The organism is Pseudoalteromonas sp. NS-SX12 (genome assembly GCF_057367955.1).
In genome coordinates this window covers 355,990-377,188 of sequence record NZ_CM170635.1, presented here as the reverse complement: position 1 = coordinate 377,188, position 21,199 = coordinate 355,990, and the positions used below count along the sequence as shown (strand labels likewise).

The following is a 21,199-nucleotide window of genomic DNA, read 5'->3' as shown; positions in this document are numbered from 1 at the left end:
TTGTATTGCATTAACGCAATGTTAATTTCTTTAATTCGTTTTCAATGGTGACAAGTGAGTCATCATCGATGGGTTTCTTCCATGGATAACTATTAAGCAAACGCACTGTGCTTCTAATAATAGGATGATTAAGCGGTAATGGCTCAAGTAATGAGTCTGTGCCTTCGACAATTTCTTGCGTTTGTTTAACCCGTTGTACTTGTTCAAATCCAACAGTTATAGCCCAGCCACTAATGAGTATTTCTTCAATCACTTCGCTTAGGTTAGGCACATTTTGCAGCTCGCCCGCACTGATGCCATCGGAAAGGGCTAATTTAAAACCTTGTTCACAACAGTTACAGGCGTCGATCATTTTTTCAGTCCAACGACTTGATGCGCGTTGAATAACCGCTTTATTGGTTGAATAAGATTGCAGTTCGTAATCAAATTCAAAGCGTTGCATGGCTTTAGGGGATATTAAACATACCGCGAGCATTTTTTCTGGCGTTGATAAGGGTAAGCTAAGCACACGTTCAAAAACCTTTGATACGTGATCAAATGACTGATATGCAAGGGCAAGCACAATATCTTCTTTGCTCTGCACGAACTTATATACAGAACCCATAGAAAGCCCTGCCAAACGGGCGACCTTCGCCATCGTAAAGTCAGTAACTGACGACTCATTAATGCACTTTTCTGCGGCATTTAAGATCATTCTTTCCTGCTCTTGCAGGCTATATTTTGGTGCTGGTGCCATTACTAAACCTCTTGCTTATTTTCTTTGGTAACGCCATTCGAATGATATTCGAATGGCGTTATTCTAATTCAGCAAAGGTTAATGTCAATTAAAAAATACGTAATACTAGCTTTGTTAAAGGCAGCATTCTTTGCGCAGGCTTATGGCTACTTAGGTTGAGTACAAAACCTGCGTGAAACAATTAGGCATTGTTATTTTTATGGCTTTTCGGTTCGTTAAACAACAATGGTCGTAAGAGTAGGTGATAAGAATGATTTAACCGGCGAGTAAGTTAGTTGAGTGACAATAATGAATGTAATCGTTAATAATGACTAGAAAGTGGACTTGCCAAAGCGCGATAATGTGTAGCGCGTTGGCAAGTCACATTTTAGTGTAAGGGCAGTGTAATCTGAATACATAGTCCGCCACTTTTTCCCTGTTTGGCAATAATGCAGCCGTTGTGTAATTCAATTAAGCTTTTACAAATAGATAAACCTAAACCTAAACCGCCCGTGGCACGACTTCGTGACTTCTCAACTCGATAGAGGCGATTAAATAAGTGTTCGATATCTTCAAGTGATACACCCGGGGCAGTGTCGTCTACTTGAATAAACAGATTGTTATGGTCATTTCGCGCTTTTAATCGAATAAAACCAGGCACTGATGTGTAGCGGATCGCATTACTAAATAAATTATGGAAAACTTGTTGGATACGGTTGATATCAAGGTCAACATCAAGTGTCTCGTCAAGTTGAATATCAAGCTTAAGCTCGAGGCCTACTTTTTCAATAAGCACACGGTTATCAGTAATAATGGCATTAAGTAAGTTGTGTGCGTTAATTTTAACCTTATTTAAGGTTAGTACCATCGAATCTGCTTGCGATAGTTGGTCGATATCAGACACCAAGTGACTTAGCTGCTCAATTTTTGCATTTAAACGGTTATGAGCGAGTTCAGTATCAGGTTCTAAGTTATATTGCAGCGCTTCAATTTGTAATTTCAGCACGCTAAATGGTGTGCGTAGTTCGTGGCAAATATCTGAAAGCATTTGGTTTTTATGGTCAATTGCTGCTTCTTTTAATCGAGCTTGCGCTTGTGCCATCTGCTTTTTCTTAATTTGTGAGTAAATCAAAAGGCTAAGTAGTAAAAAAACAATTAACGCTAAGGTAATGCCGAAGTATTGGCGATACTGCATTACTTCAAGGTCACTTTGCTGCTTTTCATTTTCAAGTTCTAAATCTTTTACTTTGAGCTCTTCGGTAAATTTAGCGAGCTCTGTATCCATTTCATCTTTATATGCTTTGATTGTTGAAGCATGATCTTCTTTCATTGCTTCCTGCACTTTAATTTGATGATTGTAAGCTTGTAAATAATCCCCCAAACCGTGATAGGCCTTGGCTAAACTTGCATGTTTCTTAATCATGTAAGAAGGTGATATTTCTTCACCAGAAATCTGGTTAAGTAAAACAATGGCTTCTTCGTACTTTTCAATCGAAATATATAGGCGAGCAAGAGGAGGTAAAGAGTTATTCTTATGAATAACGTTATCAAGCTTTAATGTAATATCTGCGCTTTGTTCTGCAAATTTAAACGCCTCATCAAGCTGTCCCATTTTGAGGTAAATATAACCTTTTCGCATTAACGCACTAGAAAGTAATTGCATATTCTGGCTTTTGTCTGAAAGTGCAATTGACTGGTTTACATGCTCAAGAGCCGTCGTATAGTGACCTAGTAAATGTGAAATTTCGGCGACTTTGTTATAAGAGTAAATAAGGTTCGTTATATCACCCGCTTGTTTATCAAGCTCAAGGACTTTCATTGAAAAAGTTAGTGCCTGTTCGAAATTACGCAGCCGAGCGTATAAGTTTGCAATATTGAACAAACAATCGGCTAATAGCACTCGGTTATTGGTTTTTTCGATTTTGGGAAGAACGCTTTTATACAGCTCAAGTGCTTTGTTAAAGTTATGCCGCGCTTCGTAAACCACGCCAAGGTTCATAGTGATTCGTGCTATTTGTTCGTGATCATTCTGTTCTTTGGCAAATTCAAGCGCTTTATTATAGCTAGTTTCTGCTTTATCAATTTCACCATCATTTCGTAAATAAATTCCCATGCGCGTATAAACTTCGCTAAAACGTGAAATAATCTTGAAACTTTCTACAATGTCAATGGCGCTAGCTTGTATCTCTATTGCTTTTTTTGTATCACCTTGGCGATGCGCTTTGTTGGCTTGGTTTGCTAAAGTAATGGCTCTTAGTTCTGGTGATGTTTGCCAAAAGTGTAATAATTTTAAGTTTGTCACCTCCTCATCAAATTGTTCAAATAAGCCTGCTTTCAAATAATTTTTTAAAATATAATCGGTGCTATTGGCAAAAGCTTCGATGTTATTTTGGTCAATTGATTCTTGACGCAAAGAGTTTAAAACTTCAATGTTATCAGCCTGTTTTGCGATTTCATCAATTTCAGTGAGCAAAGGGTTGGCCTGAACAAAAAAGACTGTTGAGCATAGTATGATAATAAACAATTTATGGATGAACATGATTATATTACTCGCTCTATATAGCGATAACCTACACCATATACTGATTCAATAGCTTCGTAATCCAACCCAAGTAAGGATAATTTTTTTCGCACATTACGAATGTGGCTATCGACTGTACGGTCGCTGATTTCGCGATACGAATCGTAAACTAATTCAATGATTTGTTCTCGATTATAAATTCGGTTAGGGTGTGATATTAGTAAATTTAATAAACTATATTCAACAAATGTGAGCTTTTGCTGATGTTCACCGTAACTGATTTTGAGTTGTGCTTCATCAAGCTGTAAGCTTTGATTGTTAACCTGAGACACCTTAGTTTCAACTGTTTTAGGAGAGGTGTTGTTGTTTACCCTGCGCAGTATCGCTTTGATTCTGAGTACCAGCTCTGGGCCCGAATAGGGTTTACAAACATAGTCGTCTACTCCTGTTTGCAAGCCAATTAAACGGCTGATTTCATCAGTTTTAGCGGTCACCATAATAATTGGAACATCACTAAATTGGCGAATTTGATTGGTGAGGGTAACGCCATCGACACCAGGTAACATCACGTCCATTAAAATGAGATCTGGCATGTTGTTATTAACATAATCCATGACAGTATCGCCGGCTTTAAGCCACTTTGTTTGATAGCCTGATGCCTCGATAAAGCGAATTAAAATTTCGCCGAGATCTTCGTCATCCTCAATTAAAAGAATTGTTTGTTTGAGCATAGGTGTTAAATATATCCGTTAGATTGGCGAATTATACGTGATCTTCGCTTAAAAGCAGAGATTCAATTGCGGCAATTTGGTTCTCAATGGTTGCATCAATCACGCCTACTTGGGTTTCTAATAAACAGCCCCCGGCGTCAACTCGCTGATCTGCAACAACATCAACATAGCTTGTTTCAGGGAATTGTTTCAAAAGGATTGAGAGTTTTTCTTTTACTGAGTCGACTAAGTTTGGGTTTACGCGTAACGTAACTTTTCGTTGATTTGTTACTGTACTCAATGCTTTTTTGGCCATTTCAAGGGTTAGCTCTGTATCATCAAATTGACTGACAAGCTGTGATACGCCAGTCATAATTAGTTCAGCAATTCTTGGCGTTTGAGAAACAAAGTAGTGATGGCATTGCTCCACTGTTTGTAGAAGTAACTGAGCTTGTTGCTGTTTTGCTTGTTCCATACCGTGTGCAAAGCCAAGCGCCTGCTGGTTTTTATATTCACGCTCAGCATTTTCAATAATATCATTTGCTTTTTTCTGAGCTGCTTCGACGATATCTTGTGAACCTAAGTAATGATTATAATCAACGGCTTTTAGCACTTTAGCGCCACTGATTAATTGCAGCTTATCAGCTTTTATTTCAGTAAATTTGAACATAGTGGATCTATCTCAATGGCTAGTTTACGGATAAGTAGGGTGGTTTTACGACAAGCTTCCACTGAGAGGGCACTTTGTTTTGTGTTACCCACATGATCAGGTGATAAAATAAAACACAGTAATTGAAAATGACTCTCGTCATCACAAATTTGCTTAAACACTGACAATCCTTTCTCAATGAAATTGGGTAAATTGGTCGATGAATTCAACGTGATATCTTCAACCAGCAATTCTTTTGGAAAGTCGCTCAACATAAAAGGAAGTTTTTGCATCACTATTTGGCATGCATTACAGCCGATTTGTTGTTCAATGGCGTGTTTAATGTGTTTGCTTATCAGCTTTTTCAATGGTCGTTGAAAACATGACAATCCCAATACACCAATCACTTGCGTGATCAATTCACGTTCAAGCAACAAAAATTTAGACAACGGCGAGCTGAGCTCAGTATCAAATGTTGCGGGAATGCTTAATTGTTCCGCGAGGAATTGGTTGGTTTTAATACAGTGATGATTAATTGGAAAGTCTGTAGGCATCACCTTTTCAATCCATTGAGGGTGTACCCAGCGTAATGGTTGATACAGTTTAGCGATAATAGCGTCGGCATGCTGACTTTCAAGCATCGCAGCATAGTGATGTTTTTGATTAACCATTTCGCTGCTGTCGTTCGTATATTTCTTTTGCTGTACCGCTTAGCTTTTCAAAGCGTAAGCCAATGATTAGTAGTACTGCAGCGGCAATTAGCCAAGGACCTAAATCTTTGAATTGTTGAATAATACCAAGACTTACATCGGTACTGGTTTTTGCAATGGGGTTAAATGTTGCAACACTAGGGAATAGAATAACTGCGATATTTTCGTATTTTAATCCGCCCACCGAATTAGCAACCATTTGTTTAATCTGTGGAATATAGGCATCCAGGCTGATATTGCTGGAATGCTTAATAAACACTGAAGCTTTGGCAAGATTGGGATCTGACTTGGGTTTTTTGTTGCTGTCTTGCTCTGGTAATACTAAATGAACGCGCGCCGTTAACACACCATCGATATTGGATACTGTTGCAGCTAAATCTTGCGACACCGCATAATTATATCGGGCCGACTCCTCAGTAGGTGTCGAAATCAGTCCACCTTCAGGAAAAACATCGCTTAATGTTGCAAATTTATCCCGTGGATAAGAGTTACGAGAGAGGATTTCAATGGCGTTCGATAATTGGTTTTTATCAACACGCAACTTAACCGTACCTTTTTTGTCGGCAATTTTTTCCGCATCTACGCCCTCAACCAACAATAATGCAAGCATCTCGTTTCCCTGCTTTTCATCAAGGCCCGAGTAAAGGTCTACTTTGCACCCTGTTAGTACAAGACAAGCAAGTAACACTGATATAAACCTATTCATTAATTATTGCGCCTTGATTAATGATTCAACATTTTGTGTTGTTTTGGTTACGCCTTTACTTATCAGCTCTTGCTGCAATGTCACTTGCATCAGCTCCATTTGTACTTGAAGTAACTTTTGAGGCGATAAATCCGTTAAGTTGCTTAAACTAAGCTCAACGCTGTCGGCACGCGAAGACACTTCAGCTTTCATTTCACCAAGGGCTTCTAAAAATTGTGCGCTTAAGCCTTCCATCTCAGCCATAGACGGTGCGGTTGGTAGCGTATAATCTTGCTGTCCTTGCAATGAGTCCATTGAAACAGCGGTGATTTGGTTAATAGCGTCCATTAATAAGTTACTCCCATACCATTGAGTACTTCTTTGGCAAGTGCATGTGCTTCTGGTTCAATTGCTTGTGATAACACATCTCGAGCATAGGCTTCGGCATTTACATTAAATCCCCATGTCCAATACACCATTGCCAATAATGCATGTGGAATAGCTGGGGCTTTATTCTCACACCATTTTGAAAGCGCTTGTGCAGCCTCTGGAAATTGTCCTCGATTAAATAAATTTAACGCGGTTGTAGTTACCGCAATCTGTTCGCCCGATTTCGATAATCGTAATGCAGCAAATATATGTTCGGCTTCACGCGTTAGGCCCGAATTTGAGCCTAACACGCCGATATCTGCCAATAGCTTGATATCTTGAATATCCATTAGCCCATCTTCTGTACTATGGTTGACATGGCATCTTTAATAGATTTTTGTACTGTGGCGACTAGGCTCATTACAACTGAATACTCATTCACAGAGGCTTGAAAATTTGCAAGCTTAGCTGGGTTATTAGGGTCTGTTTTAAGATCCTCAAGTGCTGAATCAAGTGTGCCTGCGGTGCTATCTGCAACTGTTACAAGATGACCTGATACTGTTTTTAAGTTACCTAGTGTACCGTCGTAACCTGCGTGGGTTAAAGCCATGATAAATCCTCTTTTAAAAATATAGTGCCATAACATTTTAAATCACCTACCAAGGAGGTGATTTAGCTTACGGGTTTAAAACTTGTAATTTTGGACTTTTAACTATTTTAAGTGAGGCGTTTAACGCTTTAATCCATGCCTCTGTTTGCTTAAATTCCTGAGGTGGTAATCCTTTGGCAAGCGCAGCGATGTGAGCTGACTTTAGTGCTTCCAAATGATTAGTTATCGCTTGGCGTTGTTCTGGGCTTTTGATTTTTTCAATGAGTGTCATAGTTTATTCCTTAAATAGTGCGGCTAAAATTTATCATGTAACTTTTGTTCCCCGACTCAAGAAAGACCCCTTCACTGCTAATTGATTTTAAACGCGCACCATTAGGTAAACGGGCACCTTCAAAATAGCGTTCGCCGTTATCGAGCACAATGTAGGGGACTTTTCCAAGATTAACGGTACGAAAGCGTAAGCTTAGGTTTGGGCTATCGTCTTGTTTGATCATTGGCGTAGATAGAATTAATCGCGGGTTATTACCAAACTTGGTGGCAAACTGCTTTTTTAATTGATCAAACTCGCGTAATTGAGATCCGTTTAGTTGACCTACTAATTCGATGATATCTCCGCGATCTTCAACAATAATCTTGTCATTAAAGCTGGAATTGACCAGTAGTTCATTTAGCTGCTCAAGCGCGGGTTTATCTTCAAGAATTTCAAGGTCAAACGCTGTTAATCCAGGAATATCTCGCTGCAATACCTGTTCGGCGCGACTCCATGCATTTAAATTATTTGAGTCAGTAACAAATACAAGACTGCCAGCAAGCTCACCTGAACGCATTTCAATGGCATCAAGCTCAAGGTTTTTCAAAATAAACCGTGCTGCAAACTTAATTTCTTCCATAGTACGAATATCACTGGTAAAGCGAATATTAAGTTTTTCTGCTTGCTTCAATAGTTTTTTACGTTCAAGTTTGCTGTCAACATAACCAGATAGGCTGATTTTTTGATCGACTTCGTCCCAATCAATTATTAGGTGAGGGCGACTGTCAGTTTGTAGCAGGTCTTTAGCGATGGATAAATTGAGTTTTTCAGAATCAACTTCTTGGCCAGTTTCTGCTTTTATATCTAAAAACAGCAATACCGCAGCGGTAATGGTGCCAAGTACCGCAAGCCAAATCACATTTGACAGGTGCTTGTAGGTTTTATTCATCTTGACGGGCTGTTCAGATTTACTTTGATTTACCGAAGGTTTATCAAATACCGGTAATTTTTTAGGCCAAGGCTCGTTAACTTCGCCAATCATAAACCATAATTCCCCCACGTTGATTGGGGTCAGGGTGGGTAATGCGAGCGTATTATCATGGAGCACACCTTGCACCTTTACGCCCACAGTTTGTGCAAAAGGTTCACAATACACAGCGTCATCTTGGCAATTTAGGCTAAGTAAATGCGGGGGAATATCAGCGTCGTTAAGTACTAAATCCATGCTGTCTTCGTCACTACCCAAACGTTGAGAATGCGTAAAGTTGATTTCAGCACCTTTGTATGCGGTGTTGAGAATTAGTAACTTCCATTCTTTCACAGTGCACACTCCGGCTCAGTTGCGGTTGTTGGGCAGTTATTGAGAGTCACTTGATAACCTTGGTAACCATCAAGGTCTCGGCAGCTGCGAATAGCCGTGCCGTATTGTTTATTTTGATAGTGATTACGACGTACACGTGCTTCGATTGCAGATTCACACGGCAAGCGGTTAACCAGACTAAAAATATGACCATTACTGTTACTTAAGCGCATTAACTGCTTAATGCGTTTGTTTTCGGGCAGTAACTCATAATCAATTTCTTGTGTGCCATCAGGAACGGTATGCGTTTCCATCACTTTCGGACTTATCATAAATAAACGCACCATTTGTTGTGAATTGCTGGTATTGTTTTGAAAAAGCTTTCCGAGCATTGGAATATCCCCAACACCAGGCACTTTACCGACACCTGAACTATTTGATTCTCGTGAATAACCGCCAATTAGTAAGCTTGCCCCTTCAGGTACTTGGGCACGTGTTGTGATTTGTGTGTTCTTAATTGATGGCAGAGAGTCAGGGCCGCCATCATCAATACGGGCTCCGTCTTGAATGTTAACATCAAGGTAAATTTGACGTGGTACGGCTGTTTGAATTATGCGAGGTGTCACCTGTAACAAAGTGCCGTAAGTGATTTCTTCAAGCTCTGCGACCCGTTCACCTTCAACACGGACAAAAAACGATTCGTTATTATCAAGTAATGCTTGCAGGCCATTTTCAGTGACAATGGCGGGACGTGAGGTCACGCGTGCTCGGCCTTGTGTTTCGAGCAAGCTCACTGTTGCTAAAAAATCAGCATTCGTTGTCGTCAGTGTTTCAGCATCAGTGGCCCCAGCACCTGGTAAGATTAAGTCAACTAAACCTTCGCCTATTTTTATTTGCTTAGTCGCCCAATCAATGCCAATTTCAGACAATGAGTTCATAGTTAAATCGATAATCACTAGGCTAATTTCAAGTTGCTCGCGCGGTGTATCGAGTTGTTCAATGAGTTGCGCATACATATCGATACGTGAACGATAATCTTGAATGATTACCGCATTCAAACTGGCGTCGGCCTGTATGCTTACTTGTGTATGGGCATTACTGGTTGCTGATTGTTCGCTCGATGAGCCATCGACGTCTTGCATTTGCACATTACCGCTTTGGCCACGACTTTCGCTACTAACCATATTGCTTAATAGTGTAGCTATACCAGGAATAATTACTTCCTCACCGCGCACTTCAAACTCCCGATCGATGGCACTGGCATGATTAAGTTTGAAAATGCGGATCACAAGTGGATCAACAAAGCCGGAATCTGAACTGTCTTGCAATAAGGCTACGGTTTCATTGATTAATTCGATATAACGCGGTGGACCAGATACCATAATCATGTTGGTATGTTGTATGGTGCGCCATTCAAAGCGCGGGTCCCACAGCTTTAAATCTTGCATTGTTTGCTTGAGTTGATTAGTTGACAGTAACTCTAAGCGGATCATCTGACTTTGCCTTTCAGCACTGCGATTTATATGCAGTGTTGCACCATCAAAATACCAAATTAAATCGTATGCACTGGCCAGGTAATCTAACGCTTTAAGGCTTGAAGCATAACGTAAATGACCATTAAATTTTTCATCAATGGTGGAAGAGACATTGACACTAATATCAGCGTTTGAAGCAAGCGCAGTCAATACCTTTCTAAGAGAGTCGCCTTCACCATAGTATTCAAATGGCTGTTTTGTAAGTGCGGCTTTACACAGCACACCAAATGGCAGCAGTAAAAAGCTGATAAACAATAATCTAAGGTAAAATATACGCATGCTGTTGGCTGTGTTGAATTGGTTGAAGTTCGAGTTGTTGAATTTGCGCCACTAATTGGCAATGGCTGTTCAATAATTCAAGTAACTGCTCAAATGAGAGAGATAGCGGTTGAGTAGTTTGTATAGCGAAGCGTTCCGACAATTGTGCGATGCTTGATTCGCTTTTTTGCCAGCCGTAAGTCCAACTCATTGCTTGTTTTAGCTGTTGTTCTTGTTCATAAGCTTGTTCACTGAAGTGATCGATGTAACTATAAAATACCAGTGTATCTTTGTAGCTTTGGATATCGACCAAAATATCATCCAGACTCACGCTCGCAAATCCTTGTTCACTTTGACTAATATCAATGTTTAGTTCAGTAGCAAGCTGCTTTATAAAATCGTTAATTAACATATCTCCTCCACGGTGCTTAGCGTCTCATGGTTTAAAAACATAAGTTTGTAGAGGAAGGCGCAAAATTTTATATATTGGGTAAGCTGAAAGTCGTAGCCATAAAAACTGAATTTAGTTAAGCATTACGTGCGTTGAAATACTTGCGTAGCTTCATTTTTATAATTCGGGTGTAAATTTTTTACTTGGCGTCAAATCTGAGTGCACACGCACATTGCTGCATATTTTTTGCAAAATTATTTGTTAGAGTGATTATCTTGGCTGATAAAGGAACAAAGAAATGAGCGGTATTTCAACTGACGATGCCTATTGGCAATTTGGTTATCATGCAAATGAAAAAGTAACGACAGACATATTTGAAGATGGTGAACGTGTAAGCAAAGAGCTATCAATTACCAACTTAAAAGATGCCGATGCCAATATCGATCCATGGGAAGTTTTATCAGCACTCGATGATGCTGCTGATGCCGTGCAATATCAAATAAATGGCACACTTTATACCAGTGACGAGATTCAAACCTTTATTGATGATGGTGATTTGGATATTACTTCTTCAGGTTATGTGATGTTTAATGGTAATCAACTAGACACAGATTTAGTTGGTTACGAAGTTCACTCGTTACTGATTGAAAAATTACAGGATGAAATAAGTGAGTTAAATGATTTCATCAGTGATATGCAGATTATGGAAAACGTACTTAAGCTCAACGATGATATAAAGGACAAAGGCGAAGAGTTTTATAATCACGCCGATTGGGATGACCATCCAATTATTAATGGTTTAATGGATCAGATGCCAAGTTTTAGCTATACCGATGCTCGCAAATTTATCAAAGATTTAAACAATGATTACTTAGTATGGGCTGAAGTGGATGATTACGTAGACGCTACTTCATCAAGTGCAGATGGTGACACTTACTATAGTTTCGCGTCAGCCAAAATATCTATATACAATAGGATACATTTTCAAACGAATGATTACTCAAACGCCATTGAGGTACTAAACAACAAGGTAAAAGAACGAACAACTCAAGTAGAGCAATTGGGTACTGATCTACAAAGTAATACATCACAGTACAACAGTTTAATGGAAGCCATGTCGAATTATTATAGTACCTATTTTGATGCAGCAAAAAGCCTGCTAACAGGAGGGTAACCATGGCTGATCCATACTGGCAATTTGGCGCATTTGCCAATGCTTCCGTTACAGCAACCGTTTTTGAGGATGGTGAACGTAAAACTGAAACTCTGGATGCCGATGAGCTGAAAGTGGTTGATGAAAATATCGACCCTTGGAGTATTTTGGCATCATTGGGTGAAACCAGTGATACGGTACGCTATCAAATTAAAGGGGTTGAATATACGTCAAACGAAATACAAACCATGATTAATGATGGTGATCTAACGTTAACTTCAGCAGGTTCAATAGTGTTTAATGGAGAGACTTTGGAATACGCTGAGGTTGGTTACGAAGTTCATACCCTAATGATCGAAAAGCTACAAGACGATATTGAACAGATCAATGAGTTGTTAGAGAAGCTGAATTACATTTCGGCAGCATTAGGTGAAAGTACCACGTTTGAAGAAGACGGTGAAATTACCTACAACTCATTTGCTGCGGCATTTGGTAGCGATGAATTTTTCAAGTTATTGAAACAAGAAACACCAGAACTGAGTGACACCGAGCGGGTAACCTTGTTACAAGATGCCAATAATGATTATATTTATTGGGAAAACATCAGTGGCAGTACCACAAGTAATACCGGTACATATCGCTTTGGTACAACAACATTAAATACTACACAATACCTAATGACGTTTCAGGAAAACGATATTTCAAATGCACTTGAAGCTCTTCGCAATACCGTAAAAGAAAAAACCACGCAAACGGAAACCTTAAGTACTGATTTTCAATCATCAAATGAACAATACACTTCTGTTATTACCGCTATGTCGCAATACGCAGAAGATTTTTACGGTAGTATTAAACAGCTTACAGACTAATCAGGTATTTTTTGCAAATTTGCACATTGTTGGCGTAAAAATAACACAATGTGCAAAATCTCAATGAAGCAATTTGCACAATCTCTGCATATTCTAAATCCAGTTCTTGGTGATAGCGTTAATTTTATTATATTCAATAAGTTAGAATTAATCGTAAAAAGCCACAATTAAGAAACAATTCTCCATATTTATTGATATTTCCCTTCTTATACTGAACACATAAAGTCAAAAGGCAGTAATAAAGGTGTTCACCATGTTTGATCCTGACAAATTACTACAACAACGCAGATTACAAGCTGTAACCGCGAATGTGAATGCACGTTTACGTGAAACGCGTCGCTTAGAAGAGGAGCTAGCGCAAAAGCTAGGCATGACATTTGAGCAGTTCAAAGCGCGCTGTAAAAAAGAACGCGAAAAAGGCAAAACGCAGCACAGCGATGTTAAAAAAATGGTGAGTAAAGTGCTTAATCAAACCAGCAAAGAAGTTACTGCCAGCAAACCTAAAAAATTACCGCGACATACGCATTACATTTAAATTCTGAGGAGTGAAAACACTATGGCACAGATCGACCCAAGTCTAGTTAAAAAGGAACAGCTTGAAACGTTTATTGGTAAAGGCGGTGTAATGCATGAGCTGGTGGACTTAAGTAAAGAGCAAATGGAAAGCTTATATGCCGTTGCGTTTAACTTGTATCAAGCCAATCGCATGAGCGAGGCAGAACAAGTATTCAAAATGTTGGTGTTATGTGACCACCTAAACGTGAAGTATCAAATCGGTCTTGGGGCGACACGCCAAGCGCAAGGTAAATATGAAGAAGCGGCTGACACCTACAGCATGGCGACGTTAATTGATGCTGAGGAACCAAAGCTTGCATTCCATTCAGGCGAGTGCCATTTAGCATTGGGTGATTTAGAGCGCGCAGAAGCAGGGTTTACCGGTACGCTTGTGCGTTGTGAAGGGCGTGATGAATACAGCGAACTTGCAACGAAAGCACAAGGGTTACTATCCATCGTTGAAAAACGTAAAAAGAAACAGGAGCAAACTGATGTCAGTAAATAGCCTAGGAGTTGGCAATACGGCATTTACTCAGATTTTCCAAGAAGGAATGTCTGCGGTAATGAAAAGCTTTAGTGGGATTAACCCATCTGATGCCTCTGGGGTAACCAGTGCATCGAACGAGTCGGGTAATCCAAGTATTGCAGAGCCCGATAGCGACACCACGTTAAGTGGTATTGCCACCATGTTTATTGTGTTGGGAAAAATCAAAGAGATTAAAGACTCGACCATTGCAGCGAATAAAGCGGAACTTGAGCGTGTTCAAGCAGAGCAAGAAGATTTAATGAACGAACAAATCGACAAGCTTAATGAGCAAGAAGACAACCGTTTAGATCAGATTGAAAAAGCGGAAAAAGCGCGTAAAAAAGCAAAACAAGCGGGCATTTTTGGCAAAGCATTTGGCTTTCTTACCGCGGTTGCGACTATGGTCGGTGGCGCAGCTTCGCTGGTAGCTGGCGTGGTTGCTTCTCAGCCTAACCTGATCGCTGCGGGCGTTGCGCTTACAGCTGCAGGCATGTGTGAAGTGGCGGCGCAAGTGTGCATTATGTTTGGTGAACATGAAGCAGCTGAAATACTAAGCTATACCGCTATTGCGCTAACCGTTATTGGTGTGGGATTACTCACCTATGGTGCTGCATCTGGCGCAGCAGCAGGTGCGGCAGCGGGCAAAGAAGTTGCAAAAGAAGCAACCGAAGTGGCAGTAAAAGAAGGGGTAAAAGCCGCAGCAAAAGAGGCAGCAAGTGAAGCCGCAGAAGAAGTTGTAGAACAAGCAGCTAAAGCTGTAGTGAAAGAAATTTCAAAAAATGTGTCTGAAGAAATTGCTGAAAATGCCATAGAGCGTGCTGCGAAAAACCTTTGTGAAACCATGATTAAAAAACAAAGTGACGACATGATTAAATCTGCAATGGGGCGTACAACTTGGGCATCAAGTGCTGCATCTATGGGGGCGCAAACGGGCAGTGGCATTATTAGTGCAGAGCAAGCAGACATTCAAGAAGCGCTTAACAAAGTTAATTTACAAGTACAACTTTTAGAAAGTGAATTAGTTGAAAATGAGGCTTTGGTATCTAAGCTTGAATCGATTTTGCAACGCTTTATTGCGTTTATTCAATCACAGTCCGGTACGGTGGTAGACATTGCAAGTATTTTATCTGATGCAGCAAAAAATGAAATGCAAGCATCGCTTACAGTGCTAAACAACGCACGTGCACCAATTTAAGGAAAATTATCATGAATGGTTTAGTACTCGATGGTTCACGCATTAATACAATGCAACCACAAGTCGTTTCGGGCGAAAACAACTTGGATAAAGCGCAGCACAACTGTGGTGTGAATGCCAATGATGCGGCGCAACGTTATGAGCCTTTAAGTTTGGATAGCGATGTGGTTAAAAGTGCAGAAACGCTTGCATTTGATTTAACTGCGTCTGCAAACAGTGCAACAAAGATGGCTCAATTGTTTTTGCAATTAGTGCAATCTTTGCGTGAAGCGGCTGAAAATCGCGCGGAAGTGATTATTCAACAAATGGAAACACAAGTTGAAGTTAAACGCGACAACGCAGAGACCATTGCCTCAGAGGCGAAAGATGCAAAAGACAAAGGCGATGAAGCCGTTCACCAACAGCGTATTGCAGCAGCAATTAACATTGGTGGTGCTGTTTGTGGTGGTTTAGCAGGTGCCGGTGCAACAAAATTTGCTGGTGCTCAAGCAGGTGCAGCAGTGTCGTCACTGGTGACAACAGGCTCTGGTGGTAGTGCTGGTTTTGCTAGTGCTGAAGCGGCAAATCAGAACAATAAAGTTACTGAGATCCAAGAGAAATCAAAAGCAGAGCAAGCTGAGAATGATGCCACTGCACAAGAAGCTGCTGCGTTGCAACAACGTGCGCAAAACTGGGAAGGCACTTTGAATGATATTCAAGCTGCATTATTGAGCCTGGCAAAAGAGCTCTTTTCACAAGAGCCAAGCACAGCGCGCAATATGGGTAACAACATCTAACTTACAGGCAGGTTGATACCTGCCTAATTCCACGTTTTTTTAATAACGGTGTTTCGACATCGCGGGTTTTTTCGGCCTAAATTTGAGGGAAGCATTATGCAAACACAATTAGCTACGCTTGAAAATACGACTTTAGAACAAGCGTTTACGAATAATTTGGCGTTTGAATATGGGACTGCATTTCGATTAACTTTGCCAGCAGGCACAGAGTATTCTGTCGCGTTTAAGGCCCCCTTGACACTGTTAATGGTGGTCACAGGTACGGCTGGTGTAAACAATTTAAGTGCTTATGCACCGAGCAGTTTATTGCTTGTAAAAGATGGCTTTTGTCACTTTGAAAACCTTAATAGTACTCGTGATACCGTTATTTTATGTTTGTCACTTGAACAAACATGGCTTGTAAATTTTAAACAACGCTATCAAGCGTTAGTAACTGGCGCAAAGTTAGGAAAACATCACGATAGTTCAGCACCGCTAGCATTCTGCGGCTGTGATTTAACGCGTATGGCGATGACTGGGCTAGATCAGCTTTTAAGTGATTCACAAGTCCCTAGCTTGACATCGCTTAAAGTCGAAGAATTGTTGCTACTGCAAATAAATAAGCCACAAGGTAGCTGTTTAGTTAATTTACTGGTGGAAAGTTGTGACCCTGCAACAGAACGCTTTAGAGAATTTGTTGAACAGCACTATTTAAAAGAATGGTCGTTAGAGCAGTTTGCTAAAGAAATTGGCATGTCGCTTACTGCGTTTAAATCGGCATTTAATCAAATTTATCACACATCACCGCGTGCCTGGTTCAATGAACGCCGTCTTAAATATGCAGCACATTTATTGCACACCAGTCAGATGCGCGTAATTGATATTGCTATCGAAGCGGGTTTTTCAAGCCAGTCTTATTTTACCCAAGCATATAAATCGCGTTTTGGCATTACACCAAAGCAAGCGCGTAAGTAAATATAATGAAGAATTTTATTATTAGCTTAACAGTAATGTGCGGATTAAGCGCATGCAGTTTAACTAAAGAGCAAGTGCAACCATTGCTTAACACTGTAAACATTGGTGTGTTAGAGGATACACGCCTTGCGGATTGGCGTTTACTGAGTAAGTCGAACCAAACACTTGCCGGAAACGTCATCGAATTACCTTACGACGCGCTTCTAGATGAGATGCGTGTTGGCAATGTCGACCTTATCGTTGGCATTCCTGAAACAGAAGATCTGAAAGTGATGATGCACAGTCGCAGCATTGTGTTAGAAGAACGCGTTTTCGATTATTTGGTTTACAAAGATGATCAACGATTACTGAGTGAATATGTGTTCGAAAGTAGTTTTCTAAGGCAAGTTCAACGCGTGGGTTACGTTGCTAAAGGTGAATCTGGCGTGGTTAACGAACTGGTGATGCCAAAACCACTTAGGCACCAATCTTATATTCAATGCGACTCATTAGAGCAGTGTTTTCAATTACTTGTTAGTCAGGAGATTGATGCAATTTACAGTGATACAGCAGCACTTGACACGTTTAATAGCGATAACACGCTAGTAACAGTTGGGTTTGAAAAGTCCGTAGGTTTTACGCTTTTAATGAACGACAAAACACTTACACAAACAGAACGAAACGAACTAGGTAAACTCTTTTCAAATCATGATAAAGAACAGACATTTTAAACCGTGTGACGCGGCAATCGAGATAAAAGAATCACAGCGCCGGGCAGAAATTAACGTCATTGCGGGGTTTTCTAAAAAAGGGCTAATTGGGCAAAACCTGCGCGGTTTTGACATTGTTAAGTTTTATCAACGCCACCCAGAATTGTTACATGAATTTACTCGGACAGAAGCAGGGCTTGCCTACCGAGCACTGATTTTCGCGATTGTTGAAAGTGATGTAATAACGCTGGCAAAACAGCCAAATGATAATAGTGACGCACTAAGTGAGGTGTTTATTCAGCTCCACAAACAGTTAGCAAATGTGATTAACCACAGTACTTTTATTGGCTGTACACATTTGTTTGATGAATATACAAATTGCCTAACTGCGCTTTATGAAAATGCAGGTAATACGCTAATTAATAAGGCAATTCTTGATGTTTTGTCGTCCATACTGACAAAACTGTACGAAGCAAAAAAATAACCGTTCATTTTCGTGAACATACAACAATGTTATTGAGATGCTAAGGGGATTTCTCTGTGCATTCTCAGCCATAAAAAAGGAAATAACATGACTATAGGCAGTAATAATGTGGGTGATGTGAGTCAAACCACCACTCAGACGACGACAAATGTAGATAATACGCCTACTACAGTTAGTAATAATGCGACTAACAATCGTCAAGTGACTGATGTAACAAACCAATCCGAAACCCAGGCACAACAAGCAGCATCAAATGATAACCGCAATGCATTTCAAAAAATGGTTGATGGTTTTTGTGAAAAGTTTGGAGAATTTTGGAGCAAAGTGGAAAAACACGTTGAGAATTCACGTTTATTTCACGGGTTGCAGGGCGTGCGCGAGGCCGCAGTTACGACAAAAGAGATGACTCAGGAAGCGACTGCAAACGCGCTAGGTCATGATGAACAGGCAATTCAAGTGCGTGTTGATCGCGATATGCGACTCAATCGACCTGCAGATAAGTTAAGTGCAGAGACGAGCTATACAATATTGAATGCGTATCCAGGAACGAGTCATCACTTAAATGAAAGTTTTTTATTGAAAGAGCTTGATAATAAAACCCCATTAGCAAAAGTTTTGACTAAACAGATTGATAAGGAGTTTGCGACGGAAAATCTAGAATTTCTGAAATCAATTCAGGAAAACTTTTTAATTGATGCAGATGCACCGCTTTCAAGGCAAAGCCAAAATTTAGATTTTACCTTGGGTGATACGCTAGAGGTTCACAGCAAATTCGTAAGTACAAATTCTGATTTACAAATAAATATCGCAGGTGTGGCACGCAACGTATTCTCACAGGATATCCAAAATTATTTAGAAGCACTCAAAGATCTGGAATTAGCTACACGTGCACAAACTGAAGATAATCCAGCACGCATTGAAACAGCTCAAATACCAGCGGATCAATTGAATAAAATGACTCCAGTTGTACAGCCCGAGCAACTCGCACAACTCGAAGCGGTGGACGTAAAACGCTCCGAAACTTTAGAGCAGAGCGATCCATTATTTGCGCAAAAGCAAGCAGTTCTTGATTGTAAAGAAAATCTTGATATTTCGTTTAGGGCGGCGGCAAAAGAGGCGACCTATTTACTCAATGCAGCGAATACCAGCATGGTTATTCAGCTGCAAAAAAACATTGAGGGCACGCGTTTTGATCCGCAAGCAAATGCAGCTCCGGCTCCAACTATCGCGCCAACTGTTGCTTCGACATTGGCGCCATCAGGCGCACCAACTGCTGCAAATGATCAAATAACTCATTCAAGCACGTTTAGTCACAGTCATATGACATTAGCGCATATTTCAAAAGCCGCGGATGTGATAGAGCCAACAAATAGCTTGTCGGTAAATGATTTAAGTGTGCCCCAAAATGACGATCAATTAGCTATTTCAGACGAGACTAATGGCAATGTGTCAAATAATCCGATTGGCAGAACACACACCTATGGCAATACCTTAACGGTACCAGGAATGGGCGAAAATTAGTCCGCTATAACAAACACGTTAACTGTATTAAACCAGTGGAGCAGTAAAGCTGCTTCACTAAGAGAGAATATCATGAGTAATAAATTCAAAGAATTAGTCACTGAATGTGCAAAGCTTATTGGCTTCGACAAACCTGATGTAAAAGAAGACTTTTATGCACTTTTGATTGATGGCATTCGAGTGTTAATAGAACCCGCTGATGCCACCGAGACGGAAAAAGAAAGTCTCTTTTTCTACGCTCAACTAGAAACGCTGAATGATGATGAGGTTCCGCCAGTAAGCACATTTATTCTGCAAAAAAATGCAGAATTTAGGGCAACTGGTGGCACGTCGATTGGTGTTTTACCGAATGACAATATCGTGACAATTTATCAATTGTTACCAAGTGAGTTAGACCGTGCAGAATTGGTTATCGCAGAGTTAAATAAGTTTGTCGACATTGCTGAACAAGTGAAAAAAGACATCGCCGAAGTTAAATACTTACCGACATCAACAAACCAGCCATTAGATAACACCTTGTTATCAGTGTAAGACGAAGGAGTAATTGAAATGAAACAATTCAAATTAATGGTTGAAGAAGCGTGCGCTTTGTTAGAAGTCACACCACAGGCACTGACAGACGAAGATTATCAAGTAAATTTAGAGCAATTGGTGTTTAGCATCTCGTTTCATCCGAATAACGGCACGTTTAGCTTAAAAGCAGCGTTAGCAAAACCGACAGGTGATTTACCCTCATCTGTGTATAACTTAATGCTGAATGCCAATGCAACGGGCGTTCAGTTACAAGGGTGCAAAGTGGGAATTGATTCCGCAACTAATCAAATTGTGTTAGCGAAACTATTACCTTCGGTAATCCAAGAAGGCGAACAATTAGCGCAAAAGATTTTATCTTTTACTCAGATAGCGCTGTTTTGGCAAATGACCTTAGCGACCGCAAAAGATGAAGCGAACGACGATGTCGTGCCGTTACATTCGAGCATGTTATTGGTTTAATGGTTCGATTTTAAACGGGGGTATTCTATGGTTCTCAATGTTGAAGCGATTCCGCAAACAATACTGATTATTGGATCGGATCATCTTGCTGTAGAACGCCTTCGAGTCGGTTTTTCTGAGGTTGGCTGGTTTGTTTTAATTGAACAAAATTGTAAACGCGCACTTAGCTTATTGGCCAATCTAACGGTCTCTACGGTTATCATCTTCGATGAAGACTCTGCTCTGACGAGTGATGTTGAGTCTCTAAAAATTAAAACGCGAGGCATGTTATTTGTTTTGTCGGATATATTGACTGAGAATCAACGATTAGCATTTTATAACCTAGGCGTGAATCACGTGTTTTCTAAACAAGCACTTGCACTTGAAATTAGAACCGTGATTACCACCTTACAGCAACAACAATTGATGCAATCACTGCCAGCCACTGCGCCAGTAGTTGATGGTAAAAAGTGGCATTTTTGTTCACAAAGCCGTGTGCTCAGTGTTGATGAAAAAGTTATCGGCTCACTGTCATACAGTGAAGCAAAAATATTAAAAATGCTGATTGATAATCACAACGAGACCTTATCAAGAGAGCGATTAATGATGGCTTTAGGGCGCTTTAGACCTAACCCTGAAGACCGCACGTTAGATAGGTTGATCTGTAATTTACGTAAAAAGTTTAAGAAAGTGTGTCCTAACACACAGTTTATCTTATCGCTTTATGGCCATGGCTATGTGTTTACATCAGCAAATACAACACAAACCTAATACTTGGGCCAAAACTTAATAAAAACTCGTC

26 protein-coding genes are annotated in these 21,199 nt (G+C 40.2%); 13 read left to right on the top strand and 13 right to left on the bottom strand.

Annotated features, from left to right (window positions below; all coding sequences use genetic code 11):
- Positions 1-10: 10 nt before the first annotated feature.
- The 13 genes from AC2IOM_RS15950 to AC2IOM_RS15890 all read right to left on the bottom strand — a co-directional run bounded on the left by AC2IOM_RS15950 (position 11) and on the right by AC2IOM_RS15890 (position 10,724).
- A complete protein-coding gene (locus tag AC2IOM_RS15950) occupies positions 11-736 on the bottom strand; it encodes a TetR/AcrR family transcriptional regulator (RefSeq protein WP_486360388.1) in 726 nt (241 codons plus the stop codon).
- A gap of 367 nt (positions 737-1,103) precedes the next feature.
- Positions 1,104-3,188 (bottom strand): tetratricopeptide repeat protein, encoded by a 2,085-nt coding sequence (locus AC2IOM_RS15945; protein ID WP_486360387.1) that lies wholly within the window; start codon positions 3,186-3,188, stop codon positions 1,104-1,106.
- 68 nt (positions 3,189-3,256) lie between these two features.
- On the bottom strand, positions 3,257-3,967 hold the full coding sequence (locus tag AC2IOM_RS15940) for a response regulator (protein WP_486360386.1): 711 nt from the start codon (positions 3,965-3,967) through the stop codon (positions 3,257-3,259).
- 31 nt (positions 3,968-3,998) lie between these two features.
- Positions 3,999-4,616: an HrpE/YscL family type III secretion apparatus protein gene (locus AC2IOM_RS15935; RefSeq protein ID WP_486360385.1), complete on the bottom strand. Its 618-nt coding sequence runs from the start codon at positions 4,614-4,616 to the stop codon at positions 3,999-4,001.
- The gene (locus tag AC2IOM_RS15930) at positions 4,595-5,266 is read right to left on the bottom strand and encodes a SctK family type III secretion system sorting platform protein (protein ID WP_486360384.1); all 672 of its coding nucleotides are present in this window, start codon (positions 5,264-5,266) and stop codon (positions 4,595-4,597) included. Before AC2IOM_RS15930 ends, AC2IOM_RS15935 begins: the two co-directional genes overlap by 22 nt.
- A complete protein-coding gene (sctJ, locus tag AC2IOM_RS15925) occupies positions 5,259-6,011 on the bottom strand; it encodes a type III secretion system inner membrane ring lipoprotein SctJ (RefSeq protein ID WP_486360383.1) in 753 nt (250 codons plus the stop codon). Before sctJ ends, AC2IOM_RS15930 begins: the two co-directional genes overlap by 8 nt.
- A 3-nt stretch (positions 6,012-6,014) precedes the next feature.
- On the bottom strand, positions 6,015-6,338 hold the full coding sequence (gene sctI, locus AC2IOM_RS15920) for a type III secretion system inner rod subunit SctI (RefSeq protein WP_486360382.1): 324 nt from the start codon (positions 6,336-6,338) through the stop codon (positions 6,015-6,017).
- Complete coding sequence (locus AC2IOM_RS15915) at positions 6,338-6,709, bottom strand: hypothetical protein (RefSeq protein WP_395389268.1); 372 nt, start codon at positions 6,707-6,709, stop codon at positions 6,338-6,340. The genes sctI and AC2IOM_RS15915 overlap by 1 nt, the downstream gene beginning before the upstream one ends.
- Positions 6,709-6,969 carry a type III secretion system needle filament subunit SctF gene (gene sctF / locus AC2IOM_RS15910; RefSeq protein WP_395389266.1) on the bottom strand — a complete coding sequence of 87 codons (261 nt, stop codon included), beginning with the start codon at positions 6,967-6,969 and terminating at the stop codon, positions 6,709-6,711. The genes AC2IOM_RS15915 and sctF overlap by 1 nt, the downstream gene beginning before the upstream one ends.
- A gap of 67 nt (positions 6,970-7,036) precedes the next feature.
- On the bottom strand, positions 7,037-7,240 hold the full coding sequence (locus AC2IOM_RS15905; protein WP_486360381.1) for a hypothetical protein: 204 nt from the start codon (positions 7,238-7,240) through the stop codon (positions 7,037-7,039).
- A gap of 10 nt (positions 7,241-7,250) precedes the next feature.
- Positions 7,251-8,540, bottom strand: a complete 1,290-nt coding sequence (gene sctD, locus AC2IOM_RS15900) for a type III secretion system inner membrane ring subunit SctD (RefSeq protein ID WP_486360380.1) — start codon at positions 8,538-8,540, stop codon at positions 7,251-7,253.
- The gene (gene sctC, locus AC2IOM_RS15895; protein WP_486360379.1) at positions 8,537-10,333 is read right to left on the bottom strand and encodes a type III secretion system outer membrane ring subunit SctC; all 1,797 of its coding nucleotides are present in this window, start codon (positions 10,331-10,333) and stop codon (positions 8,537-8,539) included. Before sctC ends, sctD begins: the two co-directional genes overlap by 4 nt.
- The gene (locus AC2IOM_RS15890) at positions 10,314-10,724 is read right to left on the bottom strand and encodes a type III secretion system chaperone family protein (RefSeq protein ID WP_486360378.1); all 411 of its coding nucleotides are present in this window, start codon (positions 10,722-10,724) and stop codon (positions 10,314-10,316) included. Before AC2IOM_RS15890 ends, sctC begins: the two co-directional genes overlap by 20 nt.
- Positions 10,725-11,001: 277 nt before the next feature.
- Between AC2IOM_RS15890 and AC2IOM_RS15885 the strand changes: the two genes are divergently transcribed.
- From AC2IOM_RS15885 to AC2IOM_RS15825, 13 genes are all read left to right on the top strand, one after another.
- Positions 11,002-11,877, top strand: a complete 876-nt coding sequence (locus AC2IOM_RS15885; RefSeq protein WP_486360377.1) for a hypothetical protein — start codon at positions 11,002-11,004, stop codon at positions 11,875-11,877.
- Positions 11,878-11,879: 2 nt separating this feature from the next.
- Entirely contained in the window at positions 11,880-12,725 is an 846-nt protein-coding gene (locus AC2IOM_RS15880; protein ID WP_486360376.1) for a hypothetical protein, read from the top strand.
- A 253-nt stretch (positions 12,726-12,978) separates the two neighbouring features.
- A complete protein-coding gene (locus AC2IOM_RS15875) occupies positions 12,979-13,260 on the top strand; it encodes a hypothetical protein (protein WP_100915359.1) in 282 nt (93 codons plus the stop codon).
- Between the two features lie 21 nt (positions 13,261-13,281).
- Complete coding sequence (locus tag AC2IOM_RS15870) at positions 13,282-13,785, top strand: SycD/LcrH family type III secretion system chaperone (protein WP_486360375.1); 504 nt, start codon at positions 13,282-13,284, stop codon at positions 13,783-13,785.
- On the top strand, positions 13,772-15,001 hold the full coding sequence (gene sctE, locus AC2IOM_RS15865) for a type III secretion system translocon subunit SseC family protein (RefSeq protein ID WP_486360374.1): 1,230 nt from the start codon (positions 13,772-13,774) through the stop codon (positions 14,999-15,001). Before AC2IOM_RS15870 ends, sctE begins: the two co-directional genes overlap by 14 nt.
- An 11-nt stretch (positions 15,002-15,012) precedes the next feature.
- Positions 15,013-15,777, top strand: coding sequence for a hypothetical protein (locus AC2IOM_RS15860; protein ID WP_486360373.1), 765 nt, complete (start codon positions 15,013-15,015; stop codon positions 15,775-15,777).
- A gap of 96 nt (positions 15,778-15,873) precedes the next feature.
- Positions 15,874-16,731, top strand: a complete 858-nt coding sequence (locus tag AC2IOM_RS15855) for a helix-turn-helix transcriptional regulator (RefSeq protein WP_486360372.1) — start codon at positions 15,874-15,876, stop codon at positions 16,729-16,731.
- Between the two features lie 5 nt (positions 16,732-16,736).
- A complete protein-coding gene (locus tag AC2IOM_RS15850) occupies positions 16,737-17,441 on the top strand; it encodes a hypothetical protein (RefSeq protein ID WP_486360371.1) in 705 nt (234 codons plus the stop codon).
- Positions 17,419-17,904 carry a hypothetical protein gene (locus AC2IOM_RS15845; protein ID WP_486360370.1) on the top strand — a complete coding sequence of 162 codons (486 nt, stop codon included), beginning with the start codon at positions 17,419-17,421 and terminating at the stop codon, positions 17,902-17,904. Before AC2IOM_RS15850 ends, AC2IOM_RS15845 begins: the two co-directional genes overlap by 23 nt.
- An 87-nt stretch (positions 17,905-17,991) precedes the next feature.
- A complete protein-coding gene (locus tag AC2IOM_RS15840) occupies positions 17,992-19,425 on the top strand; it encodes a regulator of G-protein signaling domain-containing protein (RefSeq protein ID WP_486360369.1) in 1,434 nt (477 codons plus the stop codon).
- Between the two features lie 72 nt (positions 19,426-19,497).
- Positions 19,498-19,956 (top strand): type III secretion system chaperone, encoded by a 459-nt coding sequence (locus tag AC2IOM_RS15835; RefSeq protein ID WP_486360368.1) that lies wholly within the window; start codon positions 19,498-19,500, stop codon positions 19,954-19,956.
- An 18-nt stretch (positions 19,957-19,974) separates the two neighbouring features.
- The gene (locus AC2IOM_RS15830; RefSeq protein ID WP_486360367.1) at positions 19,975-20,418 is read left to right on the top strand and encodes a type III secretion system chaperone; all 444 of its coding nucleotides are present in this window, start codon (positions 19,975-19,977) and stop codon (positions 20,416-20,418) included.
- Between the two features lie 27 nt (positions 20,419-20,445).
- Complete coding sequence (locus AC2IOM_RS15825) at positions 20,446-21,168, top strand: winged helix-turn-helix domain-containing protein (RefSeq protein ID WP_486360366.1); 723 nt, start codon at positions 20,446-20,448, stop codon at positions 21,166-21,168.
- The last annotated feature ends 31 nt before the right edge of the window (positions 21,169-21,199 follow it).